The following is a 16,283-nucleotide window of genomic DNA, read 5'->3' on the forward strand; positions in this document are numbered from 1 at the left end:
TATGAACGCCACTGCGCTCATCGCCGAAGACGAACCCCTGCTGGCCAGCGCCCTGCAAGCCGAGCTGGCCCAGGCGTGGCCGGCGCTGCGCATCGCCGCCGTGGTGGGCGATGGCGAATCGGCCGTGGCCCAGGCGCTCATCCACAAGCCCGACGTGCTGTTTCTCGACATCCGCATGCCCGGCCTGAGTGGGCTGGAGGCCGCCGCCGAGCTGGCGGACGAATGGCCTGAAGGTTCGCCGTTTCCCGCCATCGTGTTTGTCACCGCGTACGACGCCTATGCGGTGCAGGCCTTCGAGGCTCAGGCCGTGGACTACCTGCTCAAACCCGTGCAGCCCGAGCGGCTGGCGCGCGCGGTGCAGCGCATTCAGGCCCAGCTGGCGGCCCGTCAGGCCGCACCAGCGGGCCTCGATGCCTCACTGGCGCAACTGCGCGCCCTGCTGGCTGGTGGTGGAGCGCCCGCAGCGCCCCGTCTGCAGGTGATTCCAGCCAGCGTGGGCCAGGGCATCCGCATGGTGCCGATCGGCGAAGTGCTGGTGTTCGAAGCGGCCGACAAATATGTGCGGGTGCTCACCAAAGACAGCGAGGTGCTGATCCGCACCCCGCTGAAAGACCTGCTGCCACAACTGGACCCGGCCGTGTTCTGGCAGATACACCGTGGCACCGTGGTGCGCGCCGACGCCATCGACAGCGTCCACCGCAACGAAGCCGGGCGCCTGAGCCTGCGGCTGCGCGGCCGGCCAGAGGCGCTGGCCGTGAGCCGGATCTATGCGGAGCGGTTTCGGGCGATGTGAAAGTATCTATTCAGAATGCCCCTATTTCCCATCAAAGACAAGATTGGAATATAGTATTCAGATATCTATTCACAAAACCATTCAAGATGAACGACGATTTGTTGCAAGCCTTGCGCGCCATGGGAGGCTTGGCCACCAGCGCCGAGCTGCAGCAACGCCTGGGGGTGAGCCAGCCGACGGTGTCAAGGGGGCTGGTCCCGCTGCTGCGTTCGGGTCAAGTGCTAAAGGCTGGCGCCGCGCGTTCGCAACGCTATCTGTTGCCTCGGCCCGTGGAAGGCGTGGGTTCGGTGGTGCCCATGATGCGAGTGGACGCCGAGGGTCGGGCCACCGTTTTTGGCCGCATGGTGCCGTTGCCCGGAGGCCGATTCTGGGTAGACGAGGCCGACGGCCTGAGCGAACTCCACGATGGCCTGCCCTGGTTCCTGCAGGACATGCGGCCTCAGGGCTTCATGGGCCGCACGTTTGCGAATGCGCACCCTGAACTTCGACTGCCTGGTGACCTGCGCCACTGGAGCGACGACGATGTGCTGAAGGCGCTGGTACAGGCGGGTGACGACCTTCCCGGCAACTTGATCGTTGGCCAACCGGCCTTCGAGCGATTTCACTCTTTGCCGCAACGCATCTCGCGCATCGACAACCCCGAACATGATTACCCCCGGCTCGCCGAGCAGGCCATGCAGGGGACATTGCCGGGCTCATCCGCCGGTGGAGAACAACCGAAGTTCTGCACCACGCTGAAAGGCCAGTCCGTCATCGTGAAATTCTCTCCCGCAGGAGAGGGCGCTTTTGAGCAGCGCTGGCGCGATCTGCTGATCTGTGAACACCTGGCCCTGCACACGCTGGCCCAGAGCGGCGTGCCAGCTGCAGAAACCCGCATCGTCATCGCGGGCGGGCGAGTGTTTCTGGAGGCCCGCCGCTTCGACCGGACCGCACAAGGCCGCATCGGCATGGTGTCGCTGCTGGTGTACGACGGGCAGTACGTGGGCCAGATGGACGAGTGGGCGGCAACGTCTGAACGCATGGCCCAGCGCGAGTTGCTGATTGAAGAAGATGCCGCACATCTGCGTCTGCTCGACGCCTTCGGCGCATTGATCGGCAACACGGATCGCCACTACGGCAACATCTCTCTGCTGCTCGTGGGCGACGACTGGCGGCTGTCGCCGACCTACGACATGCTGCCCATGCTGTATGCGCCGGTGAATGGTGAACTTGTGGAACGGGATTTTCAGTCTCGCCCGTTGCTGCCCACCGTGCACACCTTGAAGGAATGGCCAAAGGCGCGAGAGCTGGCCCAGGTCTTCTGGTCCAGCGTGGCAGACGACGAACGCATCAGCGCGGCATTCCGCCAGATCGCTCGCCACAACCGGGACATCGTTGCCCGGCTGTAGCTTCAAGCAAGATCAGCGATGCCCGTGGCGGTGACCGCGATGCCCACGGTCGCGGTGGCCGTAGCCGTGGCGGCGGTCGTCCCAGCGTGGGTGGTGGCCCCACTGCGAGCGGTAGATGGGGCGCGGCGCGTAGTAGGCTGGCGGCGGCACGTAGTACACGGGCGGCGGAGCGTAGTAGATGGGGCGCGGTGCGTGGTAAACCGGGCGCGGCGCGTAGTACACGGGGGGCGCATTGGACACGCCCACGGCAACGCCGGGAGAATTCACGCCGATGGACCAGTACACGTCACCGCCTCGGGCCTGCGCCTGCGTGCCGATGCCAGACAGGGCCCAGGCGCCGGCGGCCAGGGTGGCGATGGTGAGACCGCGTGCCCAGCCCGAGCTGCGGCTCCAGGCGGTATTGAACGACAAGGCTTTCATGTGGGGCTCCTTTGGTCAGGGCTGGATGGCACCCTGTGAACGTATTACAGGATTTTCCATGCTTCGCTCTTCCACATGCACGGTCAAAGTCGTAGCCAGAAGTAACGACACCGGTAAAGGTATCCACTTTCCTAGGGAAAACCATGAATACTCCCCCCTCGTACACCGAATCCGACGCACCGAACGCCCAGGACGTGCTCCATTTCTGGCTCGGCGACGGCCTCGAGCGCGGCTGGTGTTCGGACAACCGCGACGATCTCTGGTTCGCTGGCGGCCCGAAGCTGGACGCTGACATCCGACAACGCTTCGGCCCGCTGGTGGAACGGGCCATCGATGGTGCGCTGGGCGACTGGGAAGCGCAAATGGAAACCCGCCTGTCGCTGGTGCTGCTGCTCGACCAGTTCCCACGCAACATCCATCGCGGCAAGCCCCGTGCGTTCGCCGGCGATGCCCGCGCCCAGCAGCTGGTGCAGCAGGCGCTGGCGAGCGGGCTCGATCGTGACCTGGCAACTGTAGGCCGGGTGTTTCTATACATGCCACTCGTGCATGCCGAAAACCTGGCCCTGCAAGACGAAGCAGTGGCGCGCTTTCAACAACTGCGGGACACCAGCGCGCCGGAGCTGCGTGAAAAGCTGGATCGCAACCTGCACTTCGCGAAACTGCACCGCGACATCGTGCTGCGTTTCGGCCGCTTTCCGCACCGCAACGCGGCCCTGGGCCGCACCAGCACAGCGGAAGAACTCGCGTTCCTCAAAGACGGTCCGCGCTTCGGGCAGTAGGTCTGCGCAAGACGTCATCACGCCGACACGGTTTCGTCACGCCAAAGTCACGGTGGGTCCATACAACGGGGGGTTTCCACCCTGACCGTCAAAACCCGCCATGAGACAACCCAACATCCGCTTGTTCACCACCTCGCTCGTCATGACCGCCGCCCTCGCCGCCTGTGGTGGTGGCAGCGACGACACACCCGCTCCCGGCCCCGTGCCCGAGGCCACGCCCGCAGGCCTCACGCTGGAGAAGATCGGCGGCTACAGCACCGGTCAGTTTGGCGTGAGCGCGGCAGAAATTCCGGCGTTTGATGCCGCCAGCAAGCGGCTCTTCGTGGTGAACGCGCAGCTCGGCGCGGTGGATGTGCTGGACCTCAGCAACCCCGCCAACCCGATCAAGATCAACGTGCTCGATGCCACAGCCATTCTGGCTGGCGCCGAGATCAACAGCGTGGCAGCAAACAACGGCATCGTGGCCGTGGCCATTCAGGCCCCCGTGAAAACAGATCCGGGTCGCATGGCGCTCTACCGCGCGGCAGACCTGAGCCTCATCAGCTCGGTGGCCATTGGCGCCCAGCCCGACATGGTGACCTTCACGCCCGACGGCAACACCGTGCTGGTGGCCAACGAAGGCGAGCCCAGCGACGACTACCAGACCGACCCGGAAGGCAGCGTGAGCGTGATCGACGTGCGCGACAGGGCCAACCCGGTGGTGCGCACCGCCAGCTTCACCGCCTTCAACGGCCAGGAAGCCACGCTGCGCGCACAAGGCGTGCGCATCTACGGCCCGGGCGCCACCGCCGCGAAAGATCTGGAGCCCGAGTACATCGCTGTCTCGGCCGATGGCACCACGGCCTGGGTGACGCTGCAGGAGAACAACGCGCTGGCCCGCGTCAACATTGCCACCGCCACGGTCACCAGCGTGCTGCCGCTGGGTTTCAAGAACCATGGCGTGGCCGGCAACGAGCTCGATGCTTCCGACACCGACGGCTCCACCATCAACATCCGCACCTGGCCCGGCGTGCGCGGGATGTATTTGCCCGACGCCATGGCCTCTTACACCGCAGGCGGCCAGACCTACCTGGTGACGGCCAACGAAGGCGACGCGCGCGCCTGGGGCGAAGACAACGCCGACTACTGGAACGGCGACGCCACCAAAGGCTTCGTGGAGGAGTTCCGCGTGAAGCACCTGGTGAACCGCAACGGCTGGGCCACGCGCGCGGGCGACGACCTGCCGCCGCAGCTGAGCGCACTGGCCGCTGGCGGCCTGCTCGACCCCGCCACCTTCAGCTACTGCGGCGCCATCGCCGGCGACCCGGCAGGCTGCCGTGCCGACGCCGCGCTGGGTCGCCTGAACATCAGCTGGACCATGGGCTACCGCACCAACCCCGATGGCTCGCCCATGATGTTTTCGGCCGCCGGCGTGGCCGACCCGGCCGGCACCCGCCTCATGTACGACAACCTCTACAGCTACGGCGCGCGCTCGTTCAGCATCTGGAACGCCAACGGCACGCTGGTGTGGGATTCGGGCTCGGCGATCGAGAAATTCCTGGAGAGCCCGGACTGCCGCCTCGGCAGGACTCGCAGCATCCCCTGCGCCACGTATTTCAACTCTGGCCACGACGAAGGCAATGCCCGCGACAGCCGCAGCGACGCCAAGGGCCCTGAGCCCGAAGGCCTGGCGCTGGGCAAGATCGGCAACAAGACCTTTGCCTTTATTGGCCTGGAGCGCATGGGCGGCGTGCTGGTGTACGACATCACCAACCCGCTGGCACCCACCCGCGTGGACTACCTGAACACCCGCGACGAATGGCTGACCGACCCACCCGATCTGGCCACCGCCGGCGACCTCGGCCCCGAAGGCCTGGTGTTCATCGCCGCGAAAGATTCACCCAACGGCAAGCCGCTGCTGGTGGTGGGCAATGAGGTGAGCGGCACCACCGCCGTGCTGCAGCTCAACCTCACTTACTGAGCCAGCTCAGCCGGACGCCAGCGGCTTCAAGGCCGCTGGCAGCCAGCTTGCCAGCCGCGCGTGGATGGCAGGTTCGTTGCGCTGCCACCAGATGCCCAGCGCCACCACCGCCAAGCCGAGCAGCGTGAGCGCGAACGGGAACAGCAGGCTGTTTTCAAACACGCGGTAGGCGAGGTAACCCAGGTAACCCGCCACACCAAATCCACCCAGCACGGTGAACACGCGCCGGCCGATGGCAGCGCCCAGGAACACCATGAACACGTTGATCAGCGCGTAGAGAAACTTGTTGAGTTCGGATTCGCTTTCGCGCAGGCTCAGACCACACCAGAACATGATGGCGCCGAACAAGTAGAGCCAGAACGCGAAGTCCTGCCGGTCTTCTGCCGCCGTGGCGGTGCGGCTGCGCAGATCGACCCACACCGCCAGCGCGCAGGTGGCCAGGCCAAACACCAGCGACACATCACGCGTGAACTCCCAGTCAAAGCCTTCCTTCTGCATCAGCATGTGCGCCACGTCCATGCTGAGGTACCAGATGGTCACGGCCACCGGCATCACCATGAAGGGGAGCTTGTAGCGCCACAGCAGCACCACGGCAGCGGCCAGCGTGGCCAGCTCCAGCGTGAGCCAGCGCCAGTCGATGAAGCGGTGGTAATCGCGGTAGCTGTCGGGCCCGCCCTCTGGCCAGAGGCCGATGCCCGACTGGAGCGCCCACACCGCCAACGGCACCAGGCACACCGCCAGCGTGGCCAGAATGCCGGCCGGCGTGCGCAGACCCTTCTGCAGCAGGTTGCCGGCCACCGCCAGCGCACCCACGAGGTAACCCACCGAGAGCGCAAACACGCCCCAGGCGCCAAACAACGCCCAGCCCAGGTTCATGAACATCGTCATGGCGCCAATGGCCAGCATGCCGCCGAAGTAATAGAGCGTGTTGGTGAACGAAAACACCGGGCTGGCGTGCACCGGCGCGGGTGCAGCAGCCGGCGGCAGGGCTTCCAGCGGCTGGGGCTGCGTGTCCACCGCAGGCGGTGCCGCTACGCGCAGCGGGCTGCCCGGCGTGGCCCACGAAGCCCAGAGCGCATGCGCCTCGGCGGGCAAGATGGCGCCCTGCTCCACAGCGGCCTCCACATCGCGCCAGCTGAGCTGCACGCGCACGCTCGGCAAAAACACGTCCTCCGCCTTCGTGGCCTCCCAGCGCGGGGGATCTTCGCCGGGCATGGTGTCGGGATTGTCTTTGTTCATTGGTATTTCCTCTTCCTGTGGCCGAACGATAGCGGAAACCCAGGCCCCGGCAAACCACATCAATAGAATGCGGCATGAGCTCCACCACCCCCGCCAACACGCCCCACACACCCGCCGAAGACGGCGAACACAAGGTCAGCAATTTCCTGCGCCAGATCATCGAGCACGACCTGGCCGCCGGCACCTACACCAGCCGGCAATGGGCTGGCAGCCCCGGCGATGCCGCGCACCATGCCAAGGGCCAGCCAGACCCGGCAAAAATTCGCACCCGCTTCCCGCCCGAGCCCAACGGCTACCTGCACGTGGGCCACGCCAAAAGCATCTGCCTGAATTTCGGCCTGGCACGCGACTACGGCGGCGTGTGCCACCTGCGCTTCGACGACACCAACCCCGAGAAGGAAGACACCGAGTACGTCAACAGCATCATCGATGCTGTGAAATGGCTCGGCTTCGACTGGAAGGCCCACGGCGAGACCCACCTGTACCAGGCCAGCGACTACTTCGTTTTCATGTACCGCGCAGCGGAATACCTGGTGGAAGCCGGCCACGCCTACGTGGACGAACAGACCGTGGAACAGATGCGCGTGAACCGCGGCGATTTCGGCAAGCCCGGCGTGGACAGCCCATTTCGCAGCCGCACACCGGCCGAGAACCTGGCGCGTTTTCGCGAAATGCGCGATGGCCAGCACGAAGACGGCAGCATGGTGCTGCGCGCCAAGATCGACATGGCCAGCCCCAACATCAACCTGCGCGATCCGGCCATCTACCGCATCCGCCGCGCCACGCACCACCACACCGGCGACACGTGGTGCATTTACCCCATGTACACCTACGCGCACCCCATCGAGGACGCGCTGGAACAGATCACCCATTCTTTCTGCACGCTGGAATTCGAAGACCAGCGCCCGTTTTACGACTGGCTGCTGGAGCGCCTTTGCGAAGGGGGTTTGCTGAAAAGCCCGCCGCCAAGGCAATACGAATTTGCGCGCCTGAACCTCACGTACGTCATCACCAGCAAACGCAAGCTGGCGCAACTGGTGTACGACCACAAAGTGAGCGGCTGGGACGACCCGCGCATGCCAACAATAGTCGGCCTGCGCCGCCGCGGCTACACGCCCGAAAGCATCCAGATGTTTGCCGACCGCATCGGCGTGACCAAAAGCGACAGTTGGATTGACTACGGCACGCTCGAAGGCTGCCTGCGCGAAGACCTGGAAAACAAGGCCCACCGCGGCATGGCCGTGCTCGACCCCGTCAAGTTGGTGCTCACCAACTGGGGCGAGGTGTTTGGCTCTGATGGCTACACCGAAGACTGCACCCAGCCCGCCCTGCCCCACAGCGCCATTCCCGAAGGCCAGACCCCGCCACCCGATCGCACCTTCAAGATCGGCAAAGAGGTGTGGATCGAACGCGAAGACTTTGAAGAAGTGCCACCCAAGGGCTACAAGCGCCTGTTCCCCGGCAACGTGGTGCGCCTGAAAGGCGGCTACATCATCGAATGCACCGGCGTGGGCGCGAAGGACGCAGCCGGCAACGTGACCGAAGTGCACGCCAAGGTGATCCCCGACACCAAGAGCGGCACCCCCGGCGCCGACAGCGTAAAAGCCAAAGCCGCGATCACCTGGGTGAGCGTGGCCGACGGCGTGCAAGCCGAAGTGCGCCTCTACGACCGCCTGTTCAGCGACCCCCACCCGGATGCGGGCGGGAAGGACTTCATCGAGGCGCTGAACCCGGACAGCCTGAAAGTCGTCACCGCTTACGTGGAGCCATCACTGGCGGCGGCCAAGCCGGACGAGAAGTTCCAGTTTGAACGGCACGGGTACTTTGTGGCAGATCGGGTCGATCATGTGACGGGGGAGCCGGTTTTCAACCGGGTGACGGGGTTGAAGGACTCCTGGGGAAACAAATGACTTATATATATGGGCCATCAATCTACTCTGAGGAATCAATGTGGGCAAATGCGCCACGTGTTGAGATGCCTTCTTTATTTGACTCAGATATAGAAGAAAAGTATGCCTCCAGAGCCGATCGAATCGTTACTGAAACGAATCGAGAGAAATTGCGCAATTTTGCAGATGCGCTTCGTCGCCCTGGCTACATGGACACGCGTCCATTTTACCAGCGGCGGAATAGATGGGATGCACGTAGACAATCTCAACTTATCGAATCAATACTGATCAATATTCCAATACCGCCATTGTTCGTATATGAAACAGAGCCTGATCGGTACGAAGTCATGGATGGACAGCAGAGAATTACTGCAATCCGGTCATTTTATAGCAACGAGCTTGTGCTTAAGGGACTGCAACGTTGGCCAGAACTGAATGGCCGAACATATTCGAAGTTGCCAGACACCATCAAAGCAGGGATTGATCGGAGATCAATCTCTTGGGTTACAGTATTAAACGAATCATCAAGAGATGAAGAGGAGGCATTTCAATTGAAGCAGCTGGTCTTCGAACGACTCAACACCGGAGGTGTGAAGTTGAGCGCACAGGAGATTAGAAATGCATTATATGCAAGCCCATTCAATGAACTCTTGCTCGATCTTTCCCGAGAAAAACTTCATCGAGAGGCTTGGGGGTTGCCGAACTTTGAAAAAGTAGAGGAAGAAGAAACACCGGACTATCTCTTGAAAGATCGCCTCTATAGCGAAATGGGCGATGTAGAAGTGATATTGAGATACTTTGCACTCCGTCATGTTCAGCAATATCGCGGTGGCATGCGTAGCTTTCTTGATTCGTATATGTACCGCGCAAGAAGATTTGAGCGCAACGAGCTAACTGCCCTGGGCGAGTATTATTTGAGTACACTTGCATTGGCGAGTGAAATATTTGAAGATAAACTTTTTCGTCCTTTTGATCCCAAGACAAACACATGGAAAAAGGTAAAACAGAAGGCATTTTCCGATGCAATACTTGTGGCATTGACGGAATTTAGAGAACAGAAGAATAGGTTACTCATAAACCGCGATCAAATCCTCAAGCTAGTAATTGAAGCGTTTGTAAATGATCAGGATAAGGGCATCCTGACGGGAAGAGGAAACACCAAGTCCGATGTTGAAGCACGAATCGAACTGCTGCGGAACATTTTCATCTCCTGCGTTTAACTCAAGATGATCGAGAATGAGTTTCAGGATTTTCGCAAGAGGCTCCGGCAAGCCAAATCCTTATTTCATTTAAACGAATGGGTGCGAAATAGGACAATTTCTCTTCCATCGGATGAAGCACTTGGAATCGCAATTTTTGAGCGCAATGAGTATTCAAGATACTTCGATTACTCAGGTGCACTTACCAGCTTGTACGCAACATATGAGGCATACGTTTTCGCAATAGTAACGGCGTGGCTACGCATCATAGGGGCATCGAACTATACTGTTTTGTCAGAGAAGGATTTGATCGAACTTCGAGAGAGCTATCGACGCCATACGGGCTTCTGTATTCAGCATTTAAGCCAGAAACGATTCGAAAATATAGGTTTAGAGAACCTGCTGATATCAGCACTGAAAAGCAACAGAGGCCGCAAGAATCAAATCCTAGTTCCAGAAGTGTTTTATTCAAATCTAAATAATCTTCGACTGAATGATTTGCATGGACTTTTTTCGGACGTCAAACTACTTGATGCATCTAACTTTTTAAATAGTAGGCCCTATCTTCAGGATTTTTTAGAGGGCACCGGGAATACCCTAGATTCATATCTTTCCGGCTTCGTTCAACGACGAAATGATGTGGCGCATGGCAATGGCGGCGGAGAACTGCTTGGGCTTTCGTCACTTGTAGAAATTGCTGATTTTCTGGAACTATTAGGGCAAGCCCTTAGAGATTTTCTTTTAAGCAACCTACTTAGAAGTCAAAAATGCGTGCCAATTGGCACATTTCAAAAACGGTATAAAACTAAACGCGTACTGATCTTGGTTTCAAACGGCGAGTATCTCTCCAATTCGGATCGAATAATTATTCAATCAGATCGAGAAATTCTTGTCAGTCAAATCGAGAGTCTCGAGGCGGAAAGTTCCATCCTCGGGGCTACGACCCCTGGCAATCTAGATCCCATGGGGGTTCAAATAAAGCATATCCCCCCGGCAAGCGGCAAAGTATTTCGAATTTTGTCTCCTATGCAAAGCTTTCTTTGAACTCATGGCTCATTGATGAGCTCTGTAAATGCCATAGATATGCTCACCAACCTCACCCCCTTCTTCCTCCACTGGGCCATCACGGCCCTCTCCCTTTGGGTGGCGAGCCATCTGTTCAAGGGCATCCGGTTCGGGAGCACCTCGGCGCTCGTGGTATCGGCCCTGCTGCTGGGCCTGGCCAATGCCATCGTGCGGCCCCTGCTGGTCTTCCTCACACTGCCGTTGACCGTGCTCACCTTCGGCCTGTTCCTGCTGGTCATCAACGCGCTGATGCTGTTGCTGGTGGCGAAGATCGTGGACGGCTTCAAGGTGGATGGGTTCTGGACGGCGTTCTGGGCCAGCCTGTTCATCGCCGTGCTGAGCTTTGTGCTGGGCGCCTTCGTGCTGGGTGGGTCGCCGGAGTTCACGATTGACACCGGGCCTGGGGATGGGCGGGTCTGGTTGTGATGTTTTTTTGTTTCTTATAATTGACAAAATGGCAGATTTGATCAAAATGAGAAACAAATGCCAGCCACCATCCCGCTCGTCACCGAAGCCAGCGTCGTCCAGCTCCAGTCGATGGGCTTGCAGATTCGTGCTCGGCGCAAAGCACTGGGCGTGAGTGCCACGGCGGCGGCCGAGTCGGCTGGAGTTTCGCGGGTGACCTTGCACCGTGTGGAAAAGGGCGAGCCCTCGGTGGCCGCCGGGGCCTGGGGCAATGTCCTGGCGGCGTTGGGCATGGTGTGGCAGGCGCGCCCCACTGGGCAACTGGCGGATGTGGAATCGGAGCGCCAAGACCGCAAGGGTTGGATTCCCGCACGCGTGCGGCTGGCCGATTATCCGCAGCTTCGCTCGCTGGCCTGGCAGGTGCATGGCACCGAGTCGCTCACGCCGAGGGAGGCACTGGTCATTTACGAACGCAACGCGCGTCACCTGAACACGCAGGCCATGTCGGCCGACGAGCAAGACTTGCTCGACGCGCTTCGGCTCGGCCTGCAAGACCAGCGGCCTGCATTGGAAACGCCCGATGGAGTTTGAGCGGCCTCATCACCAGCGCATTGCGCATGTGCTGGCCGCACTCGACGGCGAAAAACTGCGCCAGTACGCCTGCCTGTTTGGTGGTGGTACCTGCATCGCCCTGCGGCATGGCGAATACCGTGAATCTGTGGACATCGACTTTCTTGTATCGGACGCAGTGGGCTACCGCGAGCTGCGGCAATTGCTCACTGGCCCCACGGCCTTGGGCGCGATCACGCGGGGCGGCGCGCAGCCACTGGTGGTGGTGCGCGAGATCCGAGCGGACCAGTACGGCATTCGGACCCAGGTGCAGATGGACGGGCACGCGATCAAGTTCGAGGTGGTTCGGGAAGCTCGCATTGAACTGGAATCACCGCAGATGGGCGACAACATTTGCGGCGTGAGTACTCTCACTGCGCTGGACTTGGCGGCCTCCAAGCTGCTCGCTAATTCAGACCGGCAGGCAGACGATGGCGTGTTCAACCGCGACGTGATCGATCTGGCCATGATGGCCTTGCCGCTGCGCTCACTGCGCGCCGCAAGCGCTAAGGCCGAGCAGGCGTATGGCCCTGCCATCGGGCGCGATCTCGGAAAAGCGATCGACCGCTTGCAGAACCGAAAAGGCTGGCTGGAGCGCTGCATGCAGGCGATGGACATGCAGATGCCCAAGGCGTTGCTGTGGCAAAAAGTGCGGGCTTTGCGCCGGTTGAACAAGACTTCAGTCTGAAGCGTCCGCAGCAGTGATCCCAGGCATCGCCAGCTCCAACCCCTCCCACTGCGTCAACACCTTCACCTGCCGTTGCAAATAATCCAGCGGCATGGCCTGCGATCCCCACACGGGCACGCGCCCGGCGTATTCGCCCAGCAGCCAGAACTGACGCACCGCCACGAACATCGGCAATGCAGCCACATCGGCTTCGCTCAAACGGCGCACCGCCTGATAGGCCGTGATGAAGTGGTTCCAGCGCGTCAGGGCCTTCTCGCTCCACACACCATCCACGCTGCGCGGGTGCAGCCACCACGGGTACACGGCGAGTTCGTAGGCGAGGTGGCCGGGGCCGGTGTCGTCGAAGTCGAAGAACACGGCCTGGCGTTGGTCTGCGCCGTTCTCGCCCGCGCTCACGGTGATGAAGTTGTTGTCGCTGTGCGCGTCGCCGTGGCAGAGCACCTGCGTGAGTTCACCGAGCGCGGCGATGCGATCGTGCAGGCGCCGGCCGAGGGCTTCAAACTGCGGGCGCAGTTCGGCCGTCATGGTGGGTGCGCGCAGCAGGTGTTGCAGCGGGCGCAGCAGCAGGTGATCCAGATTCAGCGTGTAGTGGGGCGCGCTGCTTTGCAGGCCCTCGCCCGCCGCGTGCAGTTGCGCCAGGCCCCGGCCAAAGGCCTCGATGTTGGCGGGCAGGTCGGTGGTGGCTTCGCCGTCCAGGTGTTCGAACAGCATCACTTCGCGTTCGCCTTCGGGCAGCGTGATGCGCACGGCCACGTCGCCCGTGGTGGTGGGCAGGCTTGCGGCCACCGGGCAGCCGCGTGCGCGCAGGTGCTGCAACACATCGGCTTCGAACTGCAGCCGGGGCTCGCCGCGCGGGCGTTCGGCACACAGCCGGGCCACCACGCGGCGGCCGTCCGCCAGCGTCAGGCCATACACCTGGTTGAAGCTGCGCCGCAAAAACTCGGCGGCCACCACGTCTCCCAGCGGGTAGTGGGCCTGCACCACGCGCGCCATGGCGGCGGCGGTGGGTGTGGACTGCGCAATCTCCAGATGCATGACCGACCCCGTTGGGAAAAAGGGCGCGATTATAGAGAGCGACCCATAATGGCCGCCGCCCCACAACCCGCCATGAGCCGTCGCCCCCACCACCACGTCTATGTGATCGAGCTGCACAAGGACGTGCTTCTCGATCACAAGTTTCGCCAGTGCAACCCAGGCTACGTGGACGGCAAGCCCTGCGTGTACGTGGGCATGACCGGCCTGGACCCGGACGTGCGCTTCGACAAGCACAAGGCGGGCATTCAGGCGAGCTCGTACGTCTTCAAATACGGTTTGCGCCTGCTGCCGGATTTGTACGAGGGCTTCAACCCGATGCGCTACGAGGACGCGGTGGACAAGGAGATCGAGGTGGGGATTGATCTGCGGTCGGCGGGGTTTGGGGTGTGGCAGGCTTGAGGCGGAAGCTCAAACCTGCTTTTTGTTGGCCGCCGGCAAAATCTTCTTTCGCACATGCATGTGGATGTGCGCGCTGGCCTCTCCCGTCGGCACCTCTTTGGTTTCCAGATAGGACTGTTTGCGCATCAGATCTCCCAGCTTCGTCACGCCATAGTTGCGGGGATCAAAGGAAGGATTGTTGCGGCTGAGTTGACCACCAAGGGCGGCCAGCGTGGACCAACCGTCCTCACGCCCTGTAACCTCCAATGCACTCAGAACCATCGGTTCGAGTTCCGGAAGCTCGGGCACACGCTCCGGCCTGTTCAAAGGTTCACCGGCGAGGGTCGCGTCCGACTTTAGAAGGTCTTCCGATTTTCCGCCCAAGATTTCGGTGTAGATGAACTTATCGCATGCAGTCACGAAAGGAGCGGGGGTTTTGCGTTCACCAAAACCGTAGACCGCAAGACCGGCTTCCCGTATGCGAGTTGCAAGGCGAGTGAAATCGCTGTCCGAGGACACGAGGCAGAAGCCGTCCACATGCCCTGAGTGCAACACATCCATCGCATCGATGATGAGTGCGGAATCTGTGGCGTTCTTGCCGGTGGTGTAGCGGAACTGCTGAACAGGTTGCACGGCGTTGGCATGCAACACAGACTTCCATTGGGTGAGGTTCGGCGTGGTCCAGTCGCCATAGGCGCGCTTGATGGTGGCTGTGCCATATCGCGACACCTCAGCCAGGAGTTCCTGCACCAGCGATGCCTGCGCGTTGTCGGCGTCAATCATTACCGCCAGTCTGTCATTGCCTTGTCTGGTCGCCATTGTTTCCTCCCTGTTTTACAGCTCAATCCGTCGCCCCAGCCCCCATCAAACGATCCTCCTGCACCGTCAGCGCACACCGCACCGCCACGCTGAGCCCGCGCACCATGTCGTCCAGCGTCATGTGGGGCGCGCCCTGCTCCGGCAACCAGGGCACGTGCACGAATCCGCCGCGCGTCTGCTGAAGGGAGCGGGATTTGGCCAGGGCGCGCATGAGACCGTAGAACACGTGGTTGCAGACGAAGGTGCCTGCGGTTTGCGACACCTCGGCGCGGATGTTCTCCTGTTGCAGCGCGGCCAGCATGGCCTTGATGGGCAGGGTGCTGAAGTAGGCGGCGGGCGCGCCGCGCACCACCGGGGTGTCGATGGGTGTGGCGCCCGCGTTGTCGGGAATGGGAGCGTCGTTCACGTTGATGGCCACGCGTTCCAGTGACAGCGCATGGCGCCCGCCAGCCTGGCCCACGCAGATGACGAGTTCGGGTTGGTGCAGACGCAGCAGCCGCTTCAATTCACGCAGCGATGCGTCGAACACGGTGGGCAACTGCGCGGCCACCACGGTGCGCCCCTGCATCTGTTGACCGTGCAGCGCACTCACCGCGAGCCAGCTCGGGTTGATGGTTTCGCCGCCGAAAGGCTCGAAGCCGGTGAGCAGGATTTTCTTCATTGCTTTGGACATGTCAGCGACTGGCCACGCGGGCACGGATGTCGATGAGCCTGGCACGCAGACGCTGGTGGTTTTCTGCGCCGGTGCGCATCAGCATCTTGTGCCCGGCCGACATCGACTGCAGTGCGGGGTCGGCGAATTCGTAGCGCACCCAGGGGCGGGTGGAGGGAACCTCGCCTTTCACTTCCACCAGGGTCACGGCGAGCGGGCCAGTCTGCACCGGCGTGGCGATCAGATGGTCGAGCACTTGCACCAGGCGGTCGTTGAAATAGCGGCCAGGGAAACCCAGCTCTTCGTACGCCTGCTGAAACAGCGGGTAGAGGCGCCGGTACACCGCCACAGCTTTGGCGCTGTCCACAGATTCAATCAGTTGCACGAAGGGCGTGTAGCGCTGGCTGTTGTCGGGGTGGATGTTCTCCACGCCGGTGTCGGTTCGCTGCGTGGTGAAGCGCTGCGGCGTGGGGTACACGGGCCACACCATCAGCGGCGCCTGTTCACGAGGCAGGTTGTCCACCGTGGCCACCACGCGGCGGATGAAACCGTCCATTTGAAGAAATCTCACCACGTCCTTGCTGGTCACCACACCCGCCACCAGTTCGCGCACCAGCGCATCGGCTTCGGCCAGCGCGGGCAAGGGCGCAGGCTGCACGGCGGTCTCGGTTCCGGGGGGATCCACCGGGTGCTGAATGGTGGGCGCTGTGGTTGGGGCAGGCGCTGGCGGTGGCGCGGGATCTGCCGGTGCGGTGGTGGCCACGGGTGGTGTGGGCAAGACCTTCGAGCTCTCGAAGTGCCGCCAGCCAAACCAGGCGGCCACGGCAAGCGCCACCACGGCGGCAATCACGATGGGCGTTCGGGATGTGGGTCGGTCTTGCATGGCCGCTTCACCTTTCGATAGGGTTGGGGGCTTCCCATGCTACGCGGCCGCTTTTGTCGCACCCGCGGGCAAGGCTATTCTG

17 protein-coding genes are annotated in these 16,283 nt (G+C 61.7%); 11 read left to right on the top strand and 6 right to left on the bottom strand.

The window, feature by feature from the left end:
* Nucleotide 1: 1 nt before the first annotated feature.
* Entirely contained in the window at nucleotides 2-793 is a 792-nt protein-coding gene (locus CAP37_RS12610) for a LytTR family DNA-binding domain-containing protein (RefSeq protein ID WP_086124480.1), read from the top strand.
* A gap of 86 nt (nucleotides 794-879) precedes the next feature.
* Complete coding sequence (yjjJ, locus tag CAP37_RS12615; protein ID WP_086124481.1) at nucleotides 880-2,181, top strand: type II toxin-antitoxin system HipA family toxin YjjJ; 1,302 nt, start codon at nucleotides 880-882, stop codon at nucleotides 2,179-2,181.
* Between the two features lie 12 nt (nucleotides 2,182-2,193).
* Here the strand turns inward: yjjJ and CAP37_RS12620 are convergent, their stop codons facing one another.
* Nucleotides 2,194-2,601 carry a hypothetical protein gene (locus CAP37_RS12620; RefSeq protein WP_256926958.1) on the bottom strand — a complete coding sequence of 136 codons (408 nt, stop codon included), beginning with the start codon at nucleotides 2,599-2,601 and terminating at the stop codon, nucleotides 2,194-2,196.
* A gap of 143 nt (nucleotides 2,602-2,744) precedes the next feature.
* Here CAP37_RS12620 and CAP37_RS12625 point away from each other — a divergent pair, with 143 nt between their 5' ends.
* On the top strand, nucleotides 2,745-3,380 hold the full coding sequence (locus tag CAP37_RS12625) for a DUF924 family protein (RefSeq protein WP_086124482.1): 636 nt from the start codon (nucleotides 2,745-2,747) through the stop codon (nucleotides 3,378-3,380).
* Nucleotides 3,381-3,480: 100 nt separating this feature from the next.
* Nucleotides 3,481-5,340 carry a choice-of-anchor I family protein gene (locus CAP37_RS12630; protein WP_086124483.1) on the top strand — a complete coding sequence of 620 codons (1,860 nt, stop codon included), beginning with the start codon at nucleotides 3,481-3,483 and terminating at the stop codon, nucleotides 5,338-5,340.
* Nucleotides 5,341-5,346: 6 nt separating this feature from the next.
* Here CAP37_RS12630 and CAP37_RS12635 read toward each other — a convergent pair whose 3' ends face one another.
* On the bottom strand, nucleotides 5,347-6,579 hold the full coding sequence (locus CAP37_RS12635) for a DUF2157 domain-containing protein (RefSeq protein WP_256926959.1): 1,233 nt from the start codon (nucleotides 6,577-6,579) through the stop codon (nucleotides 5,347-5,349).
* A gap of 74 nt (nucleotides 6,580-6,653) precedes the next feature.
* Here CAP37_RS12635 and CAP37_RS12640 point away from each other — a divergent pair, with 74 nt between their 5' ends.
* The 6 genes from CAP37_RS12640 to CAP37_RS12660 are packed head-to-tail and all read left to right on the top strand — an operon-like array spanning nucleotide 6,654 to nucleotide 12,434.
* Complete coding sequence (locus CAP37_RS12640) at nucleotides 6,654-8,489, top strand: glutamine--tRNA ligase/YqeY domain fusion protein (RefSeq protein WP_086124484.1); 1,836 nt, start codon at nucleotides 6,654-6,656, stop codon at nucleotides 8,487-8,489.
* Complete coding sequence (locus CAP37_RS12645; protein ID WP_218776853.1) at nucleotides 8,486-9,688, top strand: DUF262 domain-containing protein; 1,203 nt, start codon at nucleotides 8,486-8,488, stop codon at nucleotides 9,686-9,688. Before CAP37_RS12640 ends, CAP37_RS12645 begins: the two co-directional genes overlap by 4 nt.
* Before the next feature lie 6 nt (nucleotides 9,689-9,694).
* Nucleotides 9,695-10,711 (top strand): HEPN domain-containing protein, encoded by a 1,017-nt coding sequence (locus CAP37_RS21550; RefSeq protein WP_143435935.1) that lies wholly within the window; start codon nucleotides 9,695-9,697, stop codon nucleotides 10,709-10,711.
* Nucleotides 10,712-10,750: 39 nt separating this feature from the next.
* The gene (locus CAP37_RS12650) at nucleotides 10,751-11,158 is read left to right on the top strand and encodes a phage holin family protein (RefSeq protein WP_086124486.1); all 408 of its coding nucleotides are present in this window, start codon (nucleotides 10,751-10,753) and stop codon (nucleotides 11,156-11,158) included.
* A gap of 57 nt (nucleotides 11,159-11,215) precedes the next feature.
* The gene (locus CAP37_RS12655) at nucleotides 11,216-11,728 is read left to right on the top strand and encodes a helix-turn-helix transcriptional regulator (protein ID WP_086124487.1); all 513 of its coding nucleotides are present in this window, start codon (nucleotides 11,216-11,218) and stop codon (nucleotides 11,726-11,728) included.
* The gene (locus CAP37_RS12660) at nucleotides 11,718-12,434 is read left to right on the top strand and encodes a nucleotidyl transferase AbiEii/AbiGii toxin family protein (RefSeq protein ID WP_086124488.1); all 717 of its coding nucleotides are present in this window, start codon (nucleotides 11,718-11,720) and stop codon (nucleotides 12,432-12,434) included. The genes CAP37_RS12655 and CAP37_RS12660 overlap by 11 nt, the downstream gene beginning before the upstream one ends.
* On the opposite strand, the gene CAP37_RS12665 is transcribed toward CAP37_RS12660, so the two are convergent.
* Nucleotides 12,426-13,469, bottom strand: a complete 1,044-nt coding sequence (locus CAP37_RS12665; RefSeq protein ID WP_086124489.1) for a phosphotransferase enzyme family protein — start codon at nucleotides 13,467-13,469, stop codon at nucleotides 12,426-12,428. The genes CAP37_RS12660 and CAP37_RS12665 overlap by 9 nt on opposite strands.
* 72 nt (nucleotides 13,470-13,541) lie before the next feature.
* Here CAP37_RS12665 and CAP37_RS12670 point away from each other — a divergent pair, with 72 nt between their 5' ends.
* Nucleotides 13,542-13,868, top strand: a complete 327-nt coding sequence (locus tag CAP37_RS12670) for a hypothetical protein (RefSeq protein WP_086124980.1) — start codon at nucleotides 13,542-13,544, stop codon at nucleotides 13,866-13,868.
* Between the two features lie 9 nt (nucleotides 13,869-13,877).
* On the opposite strand, the gene CAP37_RS12675 is transcribed toward CAP37_RS12670, so the two are convergent.
* Genes CAP37_RS12675 through CAP37_RS12685 form a run of 3 tightly spaced genes read right to left on the bottom strand, consistent with a single transcriptional unit; the run spans nucleotide 13,878 to nucleotide 16,201 of the window.
* Nucleotides 13,878-14,666, bottom strand: coding sequence for an NYN domain-containing protein (locus CAP37_RS12675; RefSeq protein ID WP_086124490.1), 789 nt, complete (start codon nucleotides 14,664-14,666; stop codon nucleotides 13,878-13,880).
* Nucleotides 14,667-14,688: 22 nt separating this feature from the next.
* On the bottom strand, nucleotides 14,689-15,339 hold the full coding sequence (pcp, locus tag CAP37_RS12680; RefSeq protein WP_086124491.1) for a pyroglutamyl-peptidase I: 651 nt from the start codon (nucleotides 15,337-15,339) through the stop codon (nucleotides 14,689-14,691).
* Nucleotide 15,340: 1 nt separating this feature from the next.
* A complete protein-coding gene (locus CAP37_RS12685) occupies nucleotides 15,341-16,201 on the bottom strand; it encodes a DUF3014 domain-containing protein (protein WP_086124492.1) in 861 nt (286 codons plus the stop codon).
* Nucleotides 16,202-16,283 lie beyond the last annotated feature (82 nt).

The sequence above is a fragment of the Hydrogenophaga sp. IBVHS1 genome, assembly GCF_002127265.1.
In the GTDB taxonomy this organism is placed as follows: Bacteria; Pseudomonadota; Gammaproteobacteria; order Burkholderiales; family Burkholderiaceae_C; genus Hydrogenophaga.